Origin of the sequence: Candidatus Kryptonium sp. (assembly GCA_025060635.1) — a bacterium.
Lineage (GTDB): Bacteria > Bacteroidota > Ignavibacteria > Kryptoniales > Kryptoniaceae > Kryptonium.
Window position 1 is genome coordinate 61,436 of the sequence record JANXBN010000001.1, and the last position, 17,149, is coordinate 78,584.

The 17,149-nt window shown below is 36.8% G+C and carries 17 protein-coding genes; 7 read left to right on the forward strand and 10 right to left on the reverse strand.

Features of this window, described 5'->3' with window-relative positions:
* Positions 1-2: 2 nt before the first annotated feature.
* The 7 genes from NZ923_00310 to folB form a co-directional block, all read right to left on the reverse strand.
* Entirely contained in the window at positions 3-2,657 is a 2,655-nt protein-coding gene (locus NZ923_00310) for a replicative DNA helicase (GenBank protein MCS7228459.1), read from the reverse strand.
* Between the two features lie 21 nt (positions 2,658-2,678).
* Positions 2,679-3,422, reverse strand: coding sequence for a uracil-DNA glycosylase (locus tag NZ923_00315; GenBank protein ID MCS7228460.1), 744 nt, complete (start codon positions 3,420-3,422; stop codon positions 2,679-2,681).
* Positions 3,419-4,651 carry a bifunctional phosphopantothenoylcysteine decarboxylase/phosphopantothenate--cysteine ligase CoaBC gene (gene coaBC / locus NZ923_00320; protein MCS7228461.1) on the reverse strand — a complete coding sequence of 411 codons (1,233 nt, stop codon included), beginning with the start codon at positions 4,649-4,651 and terminating at the stop codon, positions 3,419-3,421. The genes NZ923_00315 and coaBC overlap by 4 nt, the downstream gene beginning before the upstream one ends.
* A 221-nt stretch (positions 4,652-4,872) precedes the next feature.
* Positions 4,873-6,039: a glycosyltransferase family 9 protein gene (locus NZ923_00325; GenBank protein MCS7228462.1), complete on the reverse strand. Its 1,167-nt coding sequence runs from the start codon at positions 6,037-6,039 to the stop codon at positions 4,873-4,875.
* Positions 6,036-6,194: a hypothetical protein gene (locus NZ923_00330; protein ID MCS7228463.1), complete on the reverse strand. Its 159-nt coding sequence runs from the start codon at positions 6,192-6,194 to the stop codon at positions 6,036-6,038. Before NZ923_00330 ends, NZ923_00325 begins: the two co-directional genes overlap by 4 nt.
* A 9-nt stretch (positions 6,195-6,203) precedes the next feature.
* Positions 6,204-7,367: a 2-amino-4-hydroxy-6-hydroxymethyldihydropteridine diphosphokinase gene (gene folK, locus NZ923_00335; protein ID MCS7228464.1), complete on the reverse strand. Its 1,164-nt coding sequence runs from the start codon at positions 7,365-7,367 to the stop codon at positions 6,204-6,206.
* A gap of 5 nt (positions 7,368-7,372) precedes the next feature.
* On the reverse strand, positions 7,373-7,744 hold the full coding sequence (gene folB / locus NZ923_00340) for a dihydroneopterin aldolase (protein MCS7228465.1): 372 nt from the start codon (positions 7,742-7,744) through the stop codon (positions 7,373-7,375).
* Between the two features lie 224 nt (positions 7,745-7,968).
* Between folB and NZ923_00345 the strand changes: the two genes are divergently transcribed.
* Genes NZ923_00345 through holA form a run of 5 tightly spaced genes read left to right on the forward strand, consistent with a single transcriptional unit; the run spans position 7,969 to position 12,619 of the window.
* The gene (locus tag NZ923_00345) at positions 7,969-8,670 is read left to right on the forward strand and encodes a hypothetical protein (protein ID MCS7228466.1); all 702 of its coding nucleotides are present in this window, start codon (positions 7,969-7,971) and stop codon (positions 8,668-8,670) included.
* Positions 8,671-8,689: 19 nt separating this feature from the next.
* The gene (locus NZ923_00350) at positions 8,690-9,502 is read left to right on the forward strand and encodes an undecaprenyl-diphosphate phosphatase (protein ID MCS7228467.1); all 813 of its coding nucleotides are present in this window, start codon (positions 8,690-8,692) and stop codon (positions 9,500-9,502) included.
* Positions 9,503-9,517: 15 nt separating this feature from the next.
* Entirely contained in the window at positions 9,518-10,090 is a 573-nt protein-coding gene (locus NZ923_00355) for a peptidylprolyl isomerase (GenBank protein MCS7228468.1), read from the forward strand.
* 29 nt (positions 10,091-10,119) lie between these two features.
* Positions 10,120-11,556, forward strand: coding sequence for an amino acid permease (locus NZ923_00360; GenBank protein MCS7228469.1), 1,437 nt, complete (start codon positions 10,120-10,122; stop codon positions 11,554-11,556).
* A gap of 1 nt (position 11,557) precedes the next feature.
* On the forward strand, positions 11,558-12,619 hold the full coding sequence (gene holA, locus NZ923_00365) for a DNA polymerase III subunit delta (protein MCS7228470.1): 1,062 nt from the start codon (positions 11,558-11,560) through the stop codon (positions 12,617-12,619).
* Between the two features lies 1 nt (position 12,620).
* Here holA and NZ923_00370 read toward each other — a convergent pair whose 3' ends face one another.
* The 3 genes from NZ923_00370 to folE form a co-directional block, all read right to left on the reverse strand.
* The gene (locus NZ923_00370; protein MCS7228471.1) at positions 12,621-13,574 is read right to left on the reverse strand and encodes a D-2-hydroxyacid dehydrogenase; all 954 of its coding nucleotides are present in this window, start codon (positions 13,572-13,574) and stop codon (positions 12,621-12,623) included.
* A gap of 64 nt (positions 13,575-13,638) precedes the next feature.
* On the reverse strand, positions 13,639-14,355 hold the full coding sequence (locus tag NZ923_00375; GenBank protein MCS7228472.1) for an SDR family oxidoreductase: 717 nt from the start codon (positions 14,353-14,355) through the stop codon (positions 13,639-13,641).
* Positions 14,356-14,377: 22 nt separating this feature from the next.
* Positions 14,378-14,983: a GTP cyclohydrolase I FolE gene (folE, locus tag NZ923_00380; protein ID MCS7228473.1), complete on the reverse strand. Its 606-nt coding sequence runs from the start codon at positions 14,981-14,983 to the stop codon at positions 14,378-14,380.
* 142 nt (positions 14,984-15,125) lie between these two features.
* Between folE and NZ923_00385 the strand changes: the two genes are divergently transcribed.
* On the forward strand, positions 15,126-15,977 hold the full coding sequence (locus tag NZ923_00385; GenBank protein ID MCS7228474.1) for a prohibitin family protein: 852 nt from the start codon (positions 15,126-15,128) through the stop codon (positions 15,975-15,977).
* A gap of 22 nt (positions 15,978-15,999) precedes the next feature.
* Positions 16,000-17,112: a DNA recombination protein RmuC gene (locus tag NZ923_00390; protein ID MCS7228475.1), complete on the forward strand. Its 1,113-nt coding sequence runs from the start codon at positions 16,000-16,002 to the stop codon at positions 17,110-17,112.
* Positions 17,113-17,149: the final 37 nt, after the last annotated feature.

The window sequence follows — 17,149 nt, forward strand, 5'->3', positions numbered from 1 at the left end:
TTTTAAAATGGAGGCCCGCCCGGCGTAAGCGGCCCTTCAAAAGGTTCTTCCTCAAATTCTCTTCTTGAAATTTCAAGTCGCGCAAATTTTGTTGAATGCTTCAAGAAACTCAATCGCACGCTTCCAATTGGTCCGTTCCTTTGCTTGCTTATGATAATTTCCGCTGTCCCCTCCGTTGGTGCCCCATCTTCATATGCAGTTATCCCATAATATTCAGGTCTATGAACAAAGATAACAACATCTGCATCTTGCTCAAGGCTGTTGTGAACGAATATGTCGTTAGCTAAGAAATTATGATTTTCTTCAATCGTTGCATCATAAACATCTTCAACGCCAAGAGGTTTGATCTCAACAACCTCATCCCAGAAGATGTCATTTTTGGTTTGAGACCTTTGATTCAAATTATTTAAAAGCATCATACCTCTCAATATAACACTATGATTAGGCAAGTTAGAATTCTTGTAAACCATTGCCATCGCCTCACTGAACCTATACAACAAAATCATTTGTTTTAATTTTCTTGCTTCAAATATGTTTTGCCAAATCATCTTTACTTTCGCTTCCTCCTTGCCAAAGTGCTTAATCTTTATCAAAAATTTAACAATGTTTTCATCGCCACGGATATAAACGCGGTAAATTGATATGCTCTTTTTTTGCTCTTTCTCTAAACAGCTTTGAACACCAACTCTTAAAAGAAGATGTTGAACCTGGCGAGCTAAAACCTCGCTTGTTGTTGAGTAGCACATACTTAACAATTCATTTTCGTCATCGTTTAATCTTTCAAAAGAAACATTTCCAGTTGCCTTCAAGAAATGATGTAGAAACAGAGCAATCTTGTTGTTTGAAAGTTTGAAAATACAAGAGGGCAAACCTTTCTCGTTAAACTCAGCAAGATCATAGCCAAGTTTATCAAACCAATTCAAAATAGAAGAAGTTGGTAAATAAATAATCCACCGTCCCTTCTCCTTAGCAACCTTTGGTTTAACACCGAATAAACGCTCAACTATTTGAGTCAAAAACCTTATTGATGAGCTGTTCCCGATGATGTAATGGATTGATCTATCTTTAGCACCAAGCAAATGCGCAAGAAAGATTACTTCATCATCGCTTAAAAATTCATTTTTAATTTCAATGCGAATTTCCTTCGGCAGAGCGATTCGTTCACCGATTTCAAGTTCTTCAAGTGCTTTCCACCCATCAAATGTATAGAAAGGATGGTTTGCTGATGCTTTTATTTCTCTACCCGTGCGCGTCTTCAAAAGATAAACAAGTTTTTTACCACTGTAAAATGCCTTCAAAAGCTTTTTCGGCTCAACATGACCGTGTTCGTTGATGGTTAGCACTTTAAATTTAAGTTTCTTCTCCGCAACTTCTTTTATAGGAATAAGTTCACCTGTTTCAGCATTTAAAATTAAAGTATCCCCTGTAAGACATCCGCTCTCTCTCAAATCAGAAAGCATTGGTCTTTTATCACCTCTTTCCTCAACCGCTCTTCTAAGCTGTGAAAGTGCAATTACTGGAATTTCAAGCTCCTTTGCGAGCGATTTCAGAGACCTTGATATCATTGAAATTTCCCGTTCCCTTGATTCAGCTTTTGGTGATTGCATAAGTTGAAGGTAATCCACAATTATAAGTCCAATATCGTGTTCAGCTTTTAAGCGTCTTGCTTTAGCGCGAAGTTCAAGTGTGCTCAAAGCGGGAGTATCATCAATGAAAATCGGAGCATCGCTTATTCTACCAACAAGTCCAGATATTTTTTGCCACTCCTCTGGAGTTAATCTTCCCGTTCTTAGAGCATGCATATCAACATTTGTTTCCATACAAATTAATCTCAAAGTTATCTGCTCAAGCGACATCTCAAGCGAAAATATACCAACTGGCACTTTACCTTCAACCGCTGCATTCCTTGCGATTGAAAGAGCAAAAGCAGTTTTACCCATCCCAGGTCGTCCAGCAATTATTATCAAATCAGATTTTTGAAAACCACCCGTCAATGCATCAATCTCGGGGAATCCACTTGGAACACCCGTAAGATGCCGTTTTTCGCGATTTATTACCTCATATTTTTCAAGAACCTCCTTTAATGACTTCTTGAGTGTTACAGCTTCAGACTTAAACTTTTCAGCTGAAATCTCAAGCAATTTTTGCTCCGTGAAATCAAGTAATTCAAACGCGTCTGTGTCCTCCTTAAACGCAAGATTTGCGACTATGTTTGACATTCTAATAAGCTCACGAAGGATATATTTGTCGTGAATAACACGCGCATATTCTTGAACATTTGCAGAAGTGGCAACCGCATTTGAGATCTCCGTTAAATACGCAGCACCACCTACTTTTTCAAGCAAACCATTTTTTTTCAATTCTTGAGTTAAAAGAAACAAATCAACTGATTTGCCCGCCGTGAAAAGATCAACGATTGCTCTGTAAATTATTTGATGTTCCTCCTTATAGAAACATTCCGGTTTTAAAATCTCAACTACATTTGGAATACAATCAGGATCAATTATCATCGCAGAAAGAACAGCGATCTCAATTTCCTGCGCTTGAGGTAAGACCTTAGGAACAATTTCCTTTGGTTCTTGGGCAGATGTTAGTTTATAATCTTTGGTTATTTTTTCCAATGGGAACTCTTGTTTCAATCCTTTTTCAATCGCCATACTTTTTAATGCTTTAAATTTTTATTTTGTCAAAAGGATTTCTCTTGCCTTGCGCAAATCTTCAAGAAGTGGTCGTTTCCATTGTTGATTTCTTAAAGCAGCTGCTGGATGATATGTTGCTATCATTTTTATTCCGCGCCATTCAAAAATTTGACCACGAAGCGAGGTAAGAGATGCGTTCGTCTTTAAAAGTGTTTGCACTGGAAAACGCCCAAGCGAAACAATCAATTTTGGCTTTATTATCTCAAGTTGTTTTATAAGATACGGACTACAGGCTTCTATTTCAGATGGTTGTGGATCACGATTTCCCGGCGGACGACATTTGAGGACATTACATATGTAAACTTCATCCCTTCTAAAGCCGACATTCGCAAGGAGTTGATTTAAAAGTTGCCCTGCTCTTCCAACAAACGGCTCACCTTGTAAATCTTCATCGGCTCCAGGAGCTTCACCTATAAAGACAACTTCCGAGTTAGGATTTCCAACACCGAAAACAAAGTTTGTTCTCATTTTACCAAGCGGACACTTAACACAATTTTTAATCTTCCCTTCAAGTTCGCCAAGCGTTTTTGCCTCTATCCAAGTTGGATCAACACCAAACAGCTCATCCGAAGATTTTTCAATCAATTTTTCTTTAGGTCGCTCTTGTTCTTTTTCATCTATTGTTTTGTTCTTCGGTAAAATTATCTCATCTCCAAATAAACTCTCCTGTTGAAGAAAATATCGCTTAGCTTCGTCCAAAACTTTTTTTATTTCATTTTTCATTTCATCGCCTCACCTTTTTTAAAAATCTGTGAAACCTTATCAAGAATTCTATGTCCGACCTCATATTTTGTCATCTTCGGCAAGCTTTCAACTTCACCATCTTTTGAAATTATTGTAACTATGTTTGTGTCATATCCAAAACCCGAACCTTCACCAAGAGTGTTGAGCACGATTAAATCAAGGTTTTTCTCTTTCAGCTTCCGCATAGCGTTATCAACTGCGTTGTCAGTTTCAAGTGCAAAGCCGACCAGCACTTGATTTTTCTTATGCTCACCGAGATACTTAAGTATGTCTTTCGTCTTTTTCAATTTCAATTCAACTACTTCGCCAGATAAATCTTCTTTTTTCAGTTTCTTCTCAAACTTGTAAACAGGTGTATAATCTGCCACTGCAGCTGACATTATAACTACATCAACCTCGTCGTAAAATTTTATCACCGCTTCAAACATTTCATCGGATGTCACGACATCAATTCTTTTCACATTTTTTGGTGTGGCAAGTTGCGTTGGACCTGAAACCAAGATCACCTCTGCACCACGATGCACAGCGGATTTTGCTATCTCAAATCCCATTTTTCCAGTGGACCAATTTCCTATAAAACGCACCGGATCAATCAGTTCATAGGTTGGTCCAGCTGTTATGAGAAATTTTTTACCTTTCAAATCAAATTTCACACCAGCAAAAAACTCTTTAACAAACTCAATTATTTTTTCTGGTTCAGCCATTCTTCCAATTCCAACAAGTCCACTTGCCAGTTCACCCTCCTCTGGATCAATGATTAGATAGCCAAGTTCTTTTAAAGATTTCAAATTTCGCTGCGTTATCTCATTTAAATACATATCAACATCCATCGCTGGGGCAAGCACAACTGGACAGCGCATCGCAAGGACAAGTGATGTTAAAAAATTATCTGCAATACCATTTGCAATTTTTGCAATCGTGTTCGCAGTTGCAGGAGCTATGAGCATAAGATCTGCCCACAAAGCAAGATCAATATGCCAAGTGCGAGCTCCAGTTCCTTGATGACTTGATGTGGGAAACATATCTACAATAACATCGTTCCCAGAAAGAGTTGAAAATGTCAAAGGAGTTACAAATTGCGTAGCGGATGGTGTCATCACAACCTTTACATCAGCGCCGAGCTTTTTCAAACCACGAACAACATAGCAGGTTTTATATGCGGAAATTCCGCCCGTTACGCCAACAATTATCTTCTTGCCTTCAAGCATTTTAACTTTAAAACTTTGTTTAACGAACTAAAAAACAAAATCATCTTTTCGCAATAATATCTAAACCTTTCTTCTACACCACAAATGCGCTCCGCAAAAGATCGCTTGTATCAATCGGTAATCAAAATTTAAAAAATTTTTTTCAAAAATAAAGTCGGAAGTTTAAAACTATGAACACCTCAAAATTTCCGAAGATGTAAAAATATCCGATTTTTAAGATGTCAATTCCCCCTGTTCAAAATTTTAACCGCGAGATCATAAACTTCCATAATTTGAATATCGTTGATATTCCTTGTTTTCGCCCAGATGAAAAATTTATTTTTATTGATCGGTGACCATTGATGTGGATTTGTTGGACCGAACAAAGAAATCACCGGTGTTGATGTCGCCCCCGCAACATGCATTATGCCAGTATCGTTTGTAATGAAAAGATCAATTTGGTCAATTATTGCGACAATCCTGCTTATTTTCTCATTTTTTAAGACGAGATATTCAATTTTTCCGTCAATTTTCTTTATCATTTTTTCAACTGGTTCGTCATCCATCGGTCCAGCTGTTATCAAGGTAAGTGCGTTGAACTCATCGGCAAGTTTAATTGCAAGCGTCCCGAAGTTATCAGCATCCCATCGGTTTTGCACTTTTCCAGCACCGGGATGATAACCAAATACAAATTTAAAATTCTTTCTTTTGCTTAAAAACTTTTTTGCAAATTCTTTATCATCCTCGCCATATGGAATTACATAGCTTAGATCATCCGTATCAATTCCAAATGGTCGCACGATATCAAGATTTCTTTCCGTCTGATGTTTCTTCTCCTCATTTCTCCAGTCAAGATCTATTTGATAATTAAAAAGAAACGCCGTTGGATTTTCTTTTCCATCAAGCGTCGCTGGTCCGATGCGAATTTTCGCTCCAGAAAAGTAAGCAATAAAATTGCTCGTCGTTGATATTGAAACAGTCACTGGAACTATCGCTATGTCAAATCCAGAGCGAAGTTTCCTTACAAAGTCAAAAAATTTTAACGGAGATAGTAAAAATTTTTGTTTATCAAAATTAATTACTTCATCAACAAATGGATTATCTTTCATCACTTCGTAATTTACTGGGCTTGTGATAAGTGTAATTTTAGCATTGGGGAACCTCTGACGAAGTGCTCTCAAAAGTGGGACTGCACAAAGCATATCCCCGAGCTGATTGTGCTGTCTCACGACTAAAATTTTACCAACATTACCGAAATCAACTTTTATCCTTTCCGACTTACTAACCTTTGCTAAAACCTCGGAGTTGAAAAAATTTTTAAAAATGTTAATGAAGAAAAACTTTACTTTTTTGCTTCTGAAGGGATCAATTTTTCGGAGGATCTCGTTGAGCTTTTTCAACTTCGTCATTTTATTTCTTCATAATCAGTGTCTTTCATCTCATTTATTTTTCTCTTTCTTAATTCACTCTCAAGCGCATCAACTTTGCGTTTGTAATGTATAAAAACCTTGTAAAATTTGTAAGCGATATAGATTAACAAAAGCAAAATTAAGAGTCTAATCATCTTTACACCTTATTTTTTTCCCGGATTGTAGTATTCAAGATAGGCTCTTCTCGGGCTTAAAATTTTTTCCATCAGATCCTCAAAATCTTCTCCACTGCCTACAAAATCAATTTCTGTCACATTTATAACAAGGACAGGGGATTTCTTATATTGATTGAAGAAGAACTCATTATACGCTTCCGAAAGTTCACGAATATAATCTTCGCTTATATTTCTTTCAAAGGGTCGCCCGCGCTTTCTTATATTATACATCAACCTTTCAACGCTTGCTTGAAGATAAATCACAAGATCTGGCACAGGTATATTCTTCTCAAGCAAACTTACGAGCATTTCGTAAAGTTTTAGCTCGTCACCTTTCAAGTTGATGTGAGCAAAGATTTTGTCTTTGTCAAAGATATAGTCGGTAATTAAATACTCGTGAAATAAATCTCTTTGTAAAAGTTCCATCTGCTGACGGTATCTGCTCAATAGGAAAAATATCTGGGTCTGAAAGGCGTATCTTTCTCTGTTTTGATAAAATTTCTCAAGAAATGGGTTTTCGTAGTATTGTTCAAGGACAATTTTCGCATTGAGGCGTTCGCCCAACAATTTTGCAAGCGATGTTTTCCCAACCCCAATGACTCCCTCAATTGCTATATACTTTGCTTCTTTCACCTCTGGCTCTATTATGTTTTTTAAATCTATCTTCTCTGGAATGTGAATTATTTTCGTTGTGTCTTTACATTCAATTAAAAGCTCCGATATGCTTTTTTTGAAAACTGGATGGATTGCCTTTGGAGCAATTTCGCCCAGTGGTATGAGAACAAAACGACGGTTATGCATATCCGGATGCGGGATTTGTATTTCATCTGTTGAAATCACAACATCACCATATAGCAGAATATCTATATCAATTTCACGCTCCATCCACCTTTCTCGGGATTGACGACCAAGTATTTTCTCAATTGACTTACATTTCTTGAAAAGCTCAAAAGGACTTAATTCTGTAAGTATCTCCACTACGATATTTATAAACCATGGTTGATCCTTCTTTCCGTACGGCTCGGTTTCATAAAGCGAAGAGATCTTTGTTATCTTTGTCCTGGGAAGTTTTGATAAAGCAACAAGAGCTCTTTGGATATATTTGATCCTATCACCGAGGTTTGAACCTATACCGAGGTATGCGACGGGCATTAGGTTTAATCTCTTTTCATTTCAATTTCAACCTCAACGCAGTCAATGACGCCACCAACAGGTGGAGATGGTTTCCGAACGCGGACAATAACCTTTTGAACCTTTTCAAATTTCTCAATCAAGCCATGTGCAATTTTTGAGGCAAGTGCTTCAATTAAATAAAATTTTCTCTCCGTGATCAAATCCTTCAAAAAATTATAAACCTGTTCATAATCAATCGTACTTCTTAACGAATCAGTCAAAGCAGCTTCGGAAAAATCACAATAAAGATCAACATCAACCTCAAATCTACCGCCCGAATTTTGTTCGGACGCATGAACTCCGTGATAACCGTAGAAGATCGCGTTTTTAATTTTTATTACTCCGGTCGTGCTCATATAAACGATTTCAAATTCTTTTCGGACAGAAAAAATTTTGTCAAAATATATTAAATAAAACTTGCATTTTCAAACCTACCTGAAAGCGCTTAGCAGGAATTCCTCAATCAACAAGAGAGCGTTCAATCATAGTTTTACTTCGTCAAGCAAAGCAATTTTTGAAATTTGAAACACAATTTTTTATCTTTAAAACACAACTTGAACAACGAAAGGTTTTTCTCCTGATGAAAATAAAATTTTATCAGAGCTTAGCTTTGCTGTTGACGATCTCTTATTTTTTAAATTCGCAAGATCTAAACCTTAAGAATAAAAACTATATCTGCCTTTCCGCTGGGCTTGGTGTAAATTACATCAATCTTCCCGATGTTTCTGATTACATCACATCTATAACTGGAAAAAAGATGAGCGAATTTAGCGGTGCACCGGAGCTTTGGTTAACATCTGAATTCAAAATCAGCAAAGACATCTCAATAAAAATTGATTACGCATACACTTTAAAACAATACAATCTTGAAGAGACATCAACAGGCGTTCCGTTAAACTATACTTTAACATACAAAATTCACACCCCGTCGCTGATTTTAAATTACCTTTCTTTTCAACCTCAAGAGATCTACATCATCAAGATTGGAGCTGGCTTTGGCTTCGTAAATGGTTACTTTTCCCAGATCTTGCCTCTTTCAGGAAAAGAGATAAATTACAGAGCAAATGGAGGAATGTTTAAAATTGAAACTGCATTCTCATCACGACTTGACGGAAAAGTTTATGTTCACCTTTCAGCGGATGCCAAATTTGGTTTAACAGAAGAAGCAAGAGATGAGAACAAAAACAAGATAATAATCCGCAAACCATTTGGCGAGGACAGAAACCTAAGATTAAATTTTTTCGGAGTTGCAATTCGCTTCGGATTTAGTTATTATTTTTAAAAACTCACAAGAAACTGAAATGAGCTATTTTGAAAGCTTTTTGCTTGCGATATTACAGGGATTGACGGAATTTTTACCTATAAGCAGCTCTGGACATCTCGTTCTAGCTGAACATCTTTTAGGAGTAAAGAAAACAGGAATTGATTTTGAGGTCTTCGTCCACTTCGGGACGATGTTAAGCGTGCTCGTCATATTTTGGAAAGATATAAAGGAAATTGTAGCGTCTTTCTTTTCAAAAATTTTCCAGGCAAGTAAATTCAAGACGAATTTACAAACCGACGAAAATTTCAAAACCGCAATACTTATACTTTGGGCTTCAATACCAGCTGGAGTCATTGGTGTCTTATTTGAGGAAAAAATTGAAATGCTTTTTCAAAACCCGAGATTAACAGCGATGTTTTTGGTGTTAACTGGATTAGTTCTTTTCTCAACGCGATTTGCGAAAAACAGTCCTGAAAAAGATTTTAATTTCGCCTCGTCATTTTTTGTTGGAATTGCACAAGCATTTGCAATTTTACCTGGAATATCAAGGTCTGGGGCAACTATAAGCGCAGGTATGTTTGCTGGGATAAGTGGAGTAAAAAGTGCAAGATTTTCTTTTCTGCTTTCACTTCCAGCAATCTTTGGAGCAACTTTGCTTAAAACGAAAGAAATAATTGAGTTTTCCCTCTTTGAGAAAATTCCACTGCTTCTTTTTTCCGCTTTCGTTTCCTTCATAACTGGATATATCGCCATAAAGTTTTTATTGAAAGTGATCTCTCGCGGCAACTTCAGCTTGTTTGCCTATTATTGCTTAATCATCGGTTTTCTTGGTTTAATTTTTCTAAAATAAAATCTCAAAACGAAAATGAGAACAACAGCAATTATTCTCGCTTTAATTTTTTCCATCTTTAATCTGCAAGAGAAAAAAGAGGAAAAAGAAGTAGTCGTAATTGAAACGAAATTCGGGAACATAGTTATTGAACTATTTGATGATGTCGCCCCAAAGCATGCCGAAAACTTTAAAAAGCTTGCTCGTGATGGCTTCTACAACGGAACAACATTTCACAGAGTTATTCCCGATTTCGTGATCCAAGGTGGAGATCCACTTTCAAAAGATAATGATAGAAACAATGACGGAAGAGGTGGTCCTGGATACACCCTCCCTGCGGAAATAAAAATGCCACACAAGAAAGGATTTGTTGGAGCTGCAAGGCAACCTGACAGCGTAAACCCTGAGAAAAGATCAAACGGAAGTCAGTTCTATATTTGCTTAAAAGATCTGCCGCATCTTGATGGTAATTACACAGTCTTTGGTAGAGTTATAGAAGGAATGGATGTAGTTGAAAAAATAGCACAAGTTCAAAGAGATCAAAGAGATAACCCAATTGATAGAGTAGAGATGAAAAAAGTTTATGTTAAGAAAATCAAGAGCAAATAATAATCCGTTAAACAAAGGCGGAGGATCATATGGCTCAAGAAGTTGAGGTTCAAAAAGAAGTAAAGTTTGAAGCGAAGCTTGGTCTTTTTGATGCAACGATGATAGTCATGGGTTCAATGATTGGATCAGGGATCTTCATCGCTCCTTCAATTATGGCTGGATATATGCCTGTTCCTCAATTTTTGATATTGCTGTGGATTATAGGAGGAATTTTGACTGCGTTTGGAGCTATAGCATACGGCGAGCTTGCGGGAATGATGCCAAAAGCTGGTGGTCAATATGTCTTCTTGCGCGAAGCATATAATCCATTGCTTGGATTTCTCTATGGATGGACGCTTTTCTTCGTAATTCAAAGTGGTTTCATTGCAGCAGTTGCGATCGCTTTCGCAAAATATCTCGGAGTTTTCATCCCTGCTTTATCAGAGAATAATGTGATACTTAAAATTAACATCTTTGGATGGGATTACACACTGAACAGTGCTCAAATTGTCGGAGTTGGAGTTATAGCATTTTTAACTATCATAAATTCTCTCGGCGTTGTGTTCGGTGCCTTTGTTCAAAATTTATTTACAGTTTCAAAAATTGCTGCGATAGTTGCTTTAGTTATCCTAGCCTTCGCAATTGGAAATGGGAACTGGGCTAATTTTTTTGAAAGTTTTTCTATTGAAAATTTTCAACCTATAGCTCCGCCTGAGGCGCTTTCAATGGGTTTTCTTGCTGCTTTCGCAGTTGCGATGTCAAAAGCTCTTTTCGCCTACGATGCTTGGAACTCTGTTACATTTGCAGCTGAAGAAGTAAAAGAACCTCATAAAACTGTCCCACGCTCGCTTGTCCTTGGGACGATCGGAGTTATGATTGTCTATGTGCTTGCAAATATGGCTTATCTTTACATTGTCCCAATAAGAGAAATGGCAGTTATCCCTGATAATAGGGTCGCCGCTGAAGCAGCAGAACGAATCTTCGGCGTGATCGGAGCACAACTTATTGCAATCGCAATTATGATTTCAACTTTCGGTTGTGATAATGGGATGATACTTGCAGCACCGAGGGTCTACTATGCGATGGCGAAAGATGGTTTATTTTTCAAAGGCGCAGGGAAACTTCATCCAAAATACAAGACACCTGTTAACTCCTTAATACTTCAAGGAATATGGTCAAGTGTTTTAACATTAAGCGGTACATATTCAGCACTTTTAACATATACTGCGTTCACATCGCTTCTTTTCAATGTTTTAACCGTTATGGGACTTTTCATATTGCGAAAGAAATATCCAAATCGTGAAAGACCATATAAAGCATGGGGCTACCCCGTGATCCCAATTTTATATATTCTTGTTGCTGTATTCTTTATAATCTATATCATCGTCGGCGATCCGAAAAGCTCTGGACTTGGTCTATTGCTTGTTCTCATTGGAATTCCAGCTTATGTTTATTGGATAAAAGCAAAGAATAAGCATACATCATAAAATGGAGAAGGAGAAGATTGATTTTGACAAATTACGCCTCGCTGTTAAACATAAAAAATTTTCACCTGTTTATGTCTTTTATGGAAATGAAGAGTTTTTGATTGAGGAATCCATAAAATTGATAATTGAAAACGCATTGGCGGAAGGGCTGCGGGAGTTCAATTTTGATGTCGTCTATGGAAACGAAATTGATACTCAAAACTTGATCTCGCTTCTTCTTCTCCTTCCCGTCATGAGTTCAAAACGAGTTGTCGTGATGCGAAATTCAGAAAAATTTTTAAATAAAATATCACGATCAAAGAAAGAAAAGGAATTTGAAGCATTTATAAACTATCTCAAAAGACCAAATCAAGACACGATTTTCATAATCGTTTTAAGCGAGCCTGACTTTGAAAAAGAAATCTATAAAAAACTATTTGATCTCGCCGATGTCGTTGAGCTGAAAGCACCTTACGATTGGCAAATACCAAGCTGGATCGCAAAAAGAGTTAAAGAACTTGGCGAAATACCTCCGTGGAAAGGGAAAGATATAACAAGCGAGGCTTGTAAACTTCTTCAAGCATATGTTGGAAACTCGCTTCGTGACCTTGATAACGAAATTAAAAAACTTTTCATCTTCACAGAAGAAAAGAAAACGATTGATGTTGAGGATGTAAAACAAGCGGTTGGTTTATCAAGAAACTTCACTGTCTTTGACCTTCAAAGAGCAATTGGAGAGAGGAACTTACAGCTATCAATAACAATAGTAGAACGCATCCTTCAAGCGGGAGAACTACCTCCAGTAATTTTAACAATGCTGACGAGATATTTTATGACGCTTTGGAAATTACACGAATTAATGAAAACAGAAAAAGATCCTAAGAAACTTGCAAACTCGCTCCAACTTAGCCCATATCACATCCGTGAATACATCAACCAACTTAACAAATTTAAAGAAAGCGAGATTAAAAACGCATTCAGATATCTAATTGAGGCAGATGAACTTATAAAAACAGCCCCAATTGATAGCAAGGTAGTGTTAAGTCAGATGGTTTATAAAATAATTTCGCAAAACTCAAACTAAATCAATACCCAACTTTCTTATCAACAACATTTAGCATCTCTCTGCCATTGACATATCTTCTAAAATTCTCAATGAAAAGATTCACAGGTTCTTCCCAATAGTTCGGGAAAAGACCTGAAATATGTGGAGTTATTAAAACATTTCCCATTTCCCAAAGTGGTGAATCAGACGATAATGGTTCTTCTTCAAACACATCAAGCCCTGCCCCGCGAATCCTCCCGCTCCTTAAAGCATTTATCAAAGCTTTCTCATCAACAACCGCTCCACGACCAATGTTGAAAAAATATGGCTTCTTCCTCATCATCTCAAACTCTCTTTCGCCTATTAAGTGATATGTTTCCTCCGTAAGTGGCAAAGCAACAACAATAAAATCAGAATTTTCTAACAAGCGATCAATCTCATCTTTTGTTATAACCTCATCAACATTTTCAACCTCTGCTTTTGTTCTCTTCAACCCAATGACATACATTCCAAACGCTTTTGCAACTTTAGCAATCTGTCGCCCAATGTTACCAAGCCCAAGAATTCCCATCGTCTTTCCATATAAAGATTCAAAATCTTTAGCAATTTGCTTATCCCATTTTTTGAGCTTTTGATTTTCGTAAATTTTATCAAACTTTCGGGTAAGCGTCAAGATCATCCCGAATAAAAATTCCGTCATATGAAATTGATGAATTCCCTTTGAACATGTCAAAATGACATCTGAATTTACAACCTCAGGATAGAGAATCATATCAACACCCGCATATCCCAAATGAACCCAGCGCAAATTTTTAGCTTTAATAAAATGCTCTCTTTTGAAATCACCAAAAATTATCTCAACACTTTCAATTACATTGTCAATTTCCTTTTTCTCTGGATCAAAGACTATATCTGCCTTATCCCCGATTTGTGATATTATTTTTTCAACAAGCGAGGAACGAATTCTGTGAGTGATAATAACTTTTTTCTTCATCGCGATTTGAATTTTTTGGAACGAGGCTATTGCTATAATTTTGAGTAAACCTTTTCTTCCATTTTCACTTTGGATTTGTTGGTCTCAAAATCAAATGACTTAACATAGCTCGTTCTGGCAAAGATGCGATAAGAAGAGCAGTTTGAGCAACATCTTCAGGTTTAAGAACTTTGTCTCTTGACGGTGGATTTGAGCCAGCAACATTTGAAAAGTTGGTATCAACTGAACCTGGACAAAGCGAGGCAACGCGAATATTGTATTCCCTTACCTCATGAATTAATGACTCTGTAAATCCATTTACTGCCCACTTCGTCGCAGAATAAACAGCCATGTTTTTAACCCCAAGAGTCCCAGCGATTGAAGAAATGTTGATTATAACTCCTGAATTTTGCTTCATCATATACGGTAAGACATATTTCGTGAAGAGAAAAACACCACGAAAATTTACCCCGACCATACTATCAAATTCTTCTACCGAAAGATCAACGACTGGCTTATATATTCCAAATCCAGCATTATTCACAAGTATATCAATTTTCCCAAATTCGTCAATTGTCTTTTCAATCACTTTTTTAACATCATCTTCATTTGAAACATCACCTTTAAAGATCAAGCATTTGCCACCTGCTGATTCAATTTCCGATTTTAATTTTTTCAAATCTTCCTCCGTCCTTGCAACGGCTGAAATTTTCGCTCCTTCTCTTGAAAATAACAAAGCAATTGATCTACCGATACCTCTGCTTGCCCCAGTTACAATTGCGACTTTATCGTTTAGGATCATCTTTTGAAACCTTCATTTGTTTTTACATTAAATCTTCGCTTATAAGATGCATAAACTCGTTCCTTGCTTTGACATCTTCCGCAAATACGCCGCGCATTGCACTTGTAGTTGCAACGGAATTTTGTTTTTCAACACCACGCATTATCATACACAGGTGTTTTGCTTCAATTACAACTGCCACACCTTTGGGATTTAAGTATCTATCTAATGTATCTGCGATCTGTTCAGTTAATCTTTCTTGAACTTGAAGCCGACGGCTGAATACTTCAACTATTCTTGGAATTTTGCTTAATCCAACTATTTTGCCATTTGGAATATAAGCTATGTGGACTTTGCCATAGAAAGGAAGAAGATGATGCTCACACAAACTGAAAAAATCAATGTTTTTAACTATAACCATTTCGTTATACTTCTCGCTAAAGATCGCTTTGTTTAAAACCTTTTCTATATCTTCACGATAACCTTTCGTAAGATATTCAAACGCTTTTGCAACACGCATTGGAGTTTTTTCAAGCCCCTCTCTATTCGGATCTTCTCCAAGCTCAATTAATAACTCTCTTATTAGATCAGATATCTTCTTCAAATCTGGCTTTGCGATTACGAGATTTTCATTTTTATTTTCGTTCATGATAATAGCCTCCGAGTTTATTTTTCAATTAAAAACATCCCAGAACCTTTTCATGTTTCAAGAGCACACGAACTTTTTTATCAGATTTAAAATTTATAAATTCTCTTCAAAAGTCAAAACAAAACTCAAGGGGTGACTTGACATGACACCTATAATCATCGCACTAATAATCGCCGCAGGAATCTCAATCTATGGTTCAATCACTGGAAAAACCAAACAGACAATCCCAATATCAATCGCCGTTCTAATAATTGGATTACTCTTTGCTTCAATCGTGACAGTTCCGGCAGGTCATGTCGGTGTGTTGACTTTGTTTGGAAAAGTTGATCCAGAAGAAGTGCCAGAGGGACTACATCTGATAAACCCATTGAAATCGCTTCATGTTATGTCAATTAGAACGCAAGAAATTTTTGAACATGCAGATGTGCCAAGCAAAGAAGGTTTAAGTGTAGGGCTTGAAGTATCGCTACTGTATCGCATTGAACCGACAATGGCAAGTGATATTTACAGGAATATAGGTGAAAACTACGACGCAATTATCATTGTCCCAATGTTAAGGTCAGCGATAAGGAATGTGACAGTTAACCATGAAGCTAAAGATCTTTACACATCTGGTCGTGAGCTAATAGCAGGACAAATCTTCAATGAACTTGACAAGGCGCTCAGAGCAAGGGGGATAATCGTTGAAGCGGTGCTTTTAAGGAAAATCGTTTTACCAGAACAAGTTCAACAAGCAATAAACAATAAACTTGCAGCGGAACAAGAAGCAGAAAGAATGAAATTCGTGATCTTAAGAGAAGAACAGGAGGCGAAACGCAAGAGGATTGAAGCTCAAGGAATTGCCGACTTCCAAAACATCGTCCGCCAAGGGATAGATGAAAGATTATTGAAATGGAAAGCACTTGAAGCTGTAAATGAACTTGCTAAATCTCCAAATACAAAGTTTATAATTCTCGGAGATAAATCGGGACTTCCGATAATAGTTCAACCGTAAAATAAAACAGAGGAGGTCAAAAATGAGCGAGTTTTTTTTCTTAATTGTCCTCTTAATTTTTGTGGGAATTTTGATTTTTCTACTTCGCCAAAATCAAAAATCATCAGAGATATGGAAACAAGAAATCGCAAATTTACGACTTGAATTTGGGCAACAAATTCAGGGAACAGTTCAAAATATAAACTCTCAAATCCAAAACACGACATTTCAACTAAATCAAAAACTTGACAACAGTATTTCTTATTTATCAACATATGTAAATCAGGCAATAACACAAATGGTTGGAACAGTTACAAGCAATCTTCAAACAATAACAGAATCAACAGGACAAGTAAATCAACGACTGGACAACGCTGCAAGAATTATATCTGAGCTTATGAAACAAATTGGAGAAGTAAAAGAAGGTGCAAACCAAATTAAAAGCATCGGGCAAAGTATAGCAAGACTTGAAGACCTTTTCACCTCCCCAAAGTATCGGGGCGGAATTGGCGAAATAATGCTTGAAAACATAATACAAGATATATTGCCGAAAGAATACTATGAGACCCAATTTGAGTTTAAAAACAAAAAAAGAGTTGATGCCATAATCAAAATCAACAACAAAATACTTCCTATTGATTCAAAGTTTCCGCTTGACAATTATAGAAAAATGATAGAGACGAAAGATGAAAACGAAAGGGAAAAAATTAAAAAGGAGTTCTTCAAAGATATCAAGAAGAAAGCGGAAGAAATAGCATCAAGCTACATTCGCCCAGATGAGGACACCTTTGATTTCGCAATTATGTATGTCCCATCCGAAAGCGTATATTACGAGATCATCACAGACGAGGAAAACGAAATTTTAGAATACATGCGCAGCAAAAAAGTCATACCCGTCTCCCCAAGCGTTTTTTACGCTCAATTAAGTGTGTTCAACATGGCTTTTAAAGCGATTCAATTTGAAAAAAATGTTTATCAGATAGTCAACTCGCTGGCGAAACTTCTTATTGAATTTGATAAGATAATAAACGAGTTTGAGACGCTTGGAAAACATATAAACAATGCGCAATCCAAATATTCAGAGGTTGACAAAAAATTAACTCAGTTCGGAAATTACTTTAAGCAAATAGCAGGTCAGGGGATCGTCTCTGACTAAATTTTGAATTTCTCTTAAACAGTTATTAACTTTATGG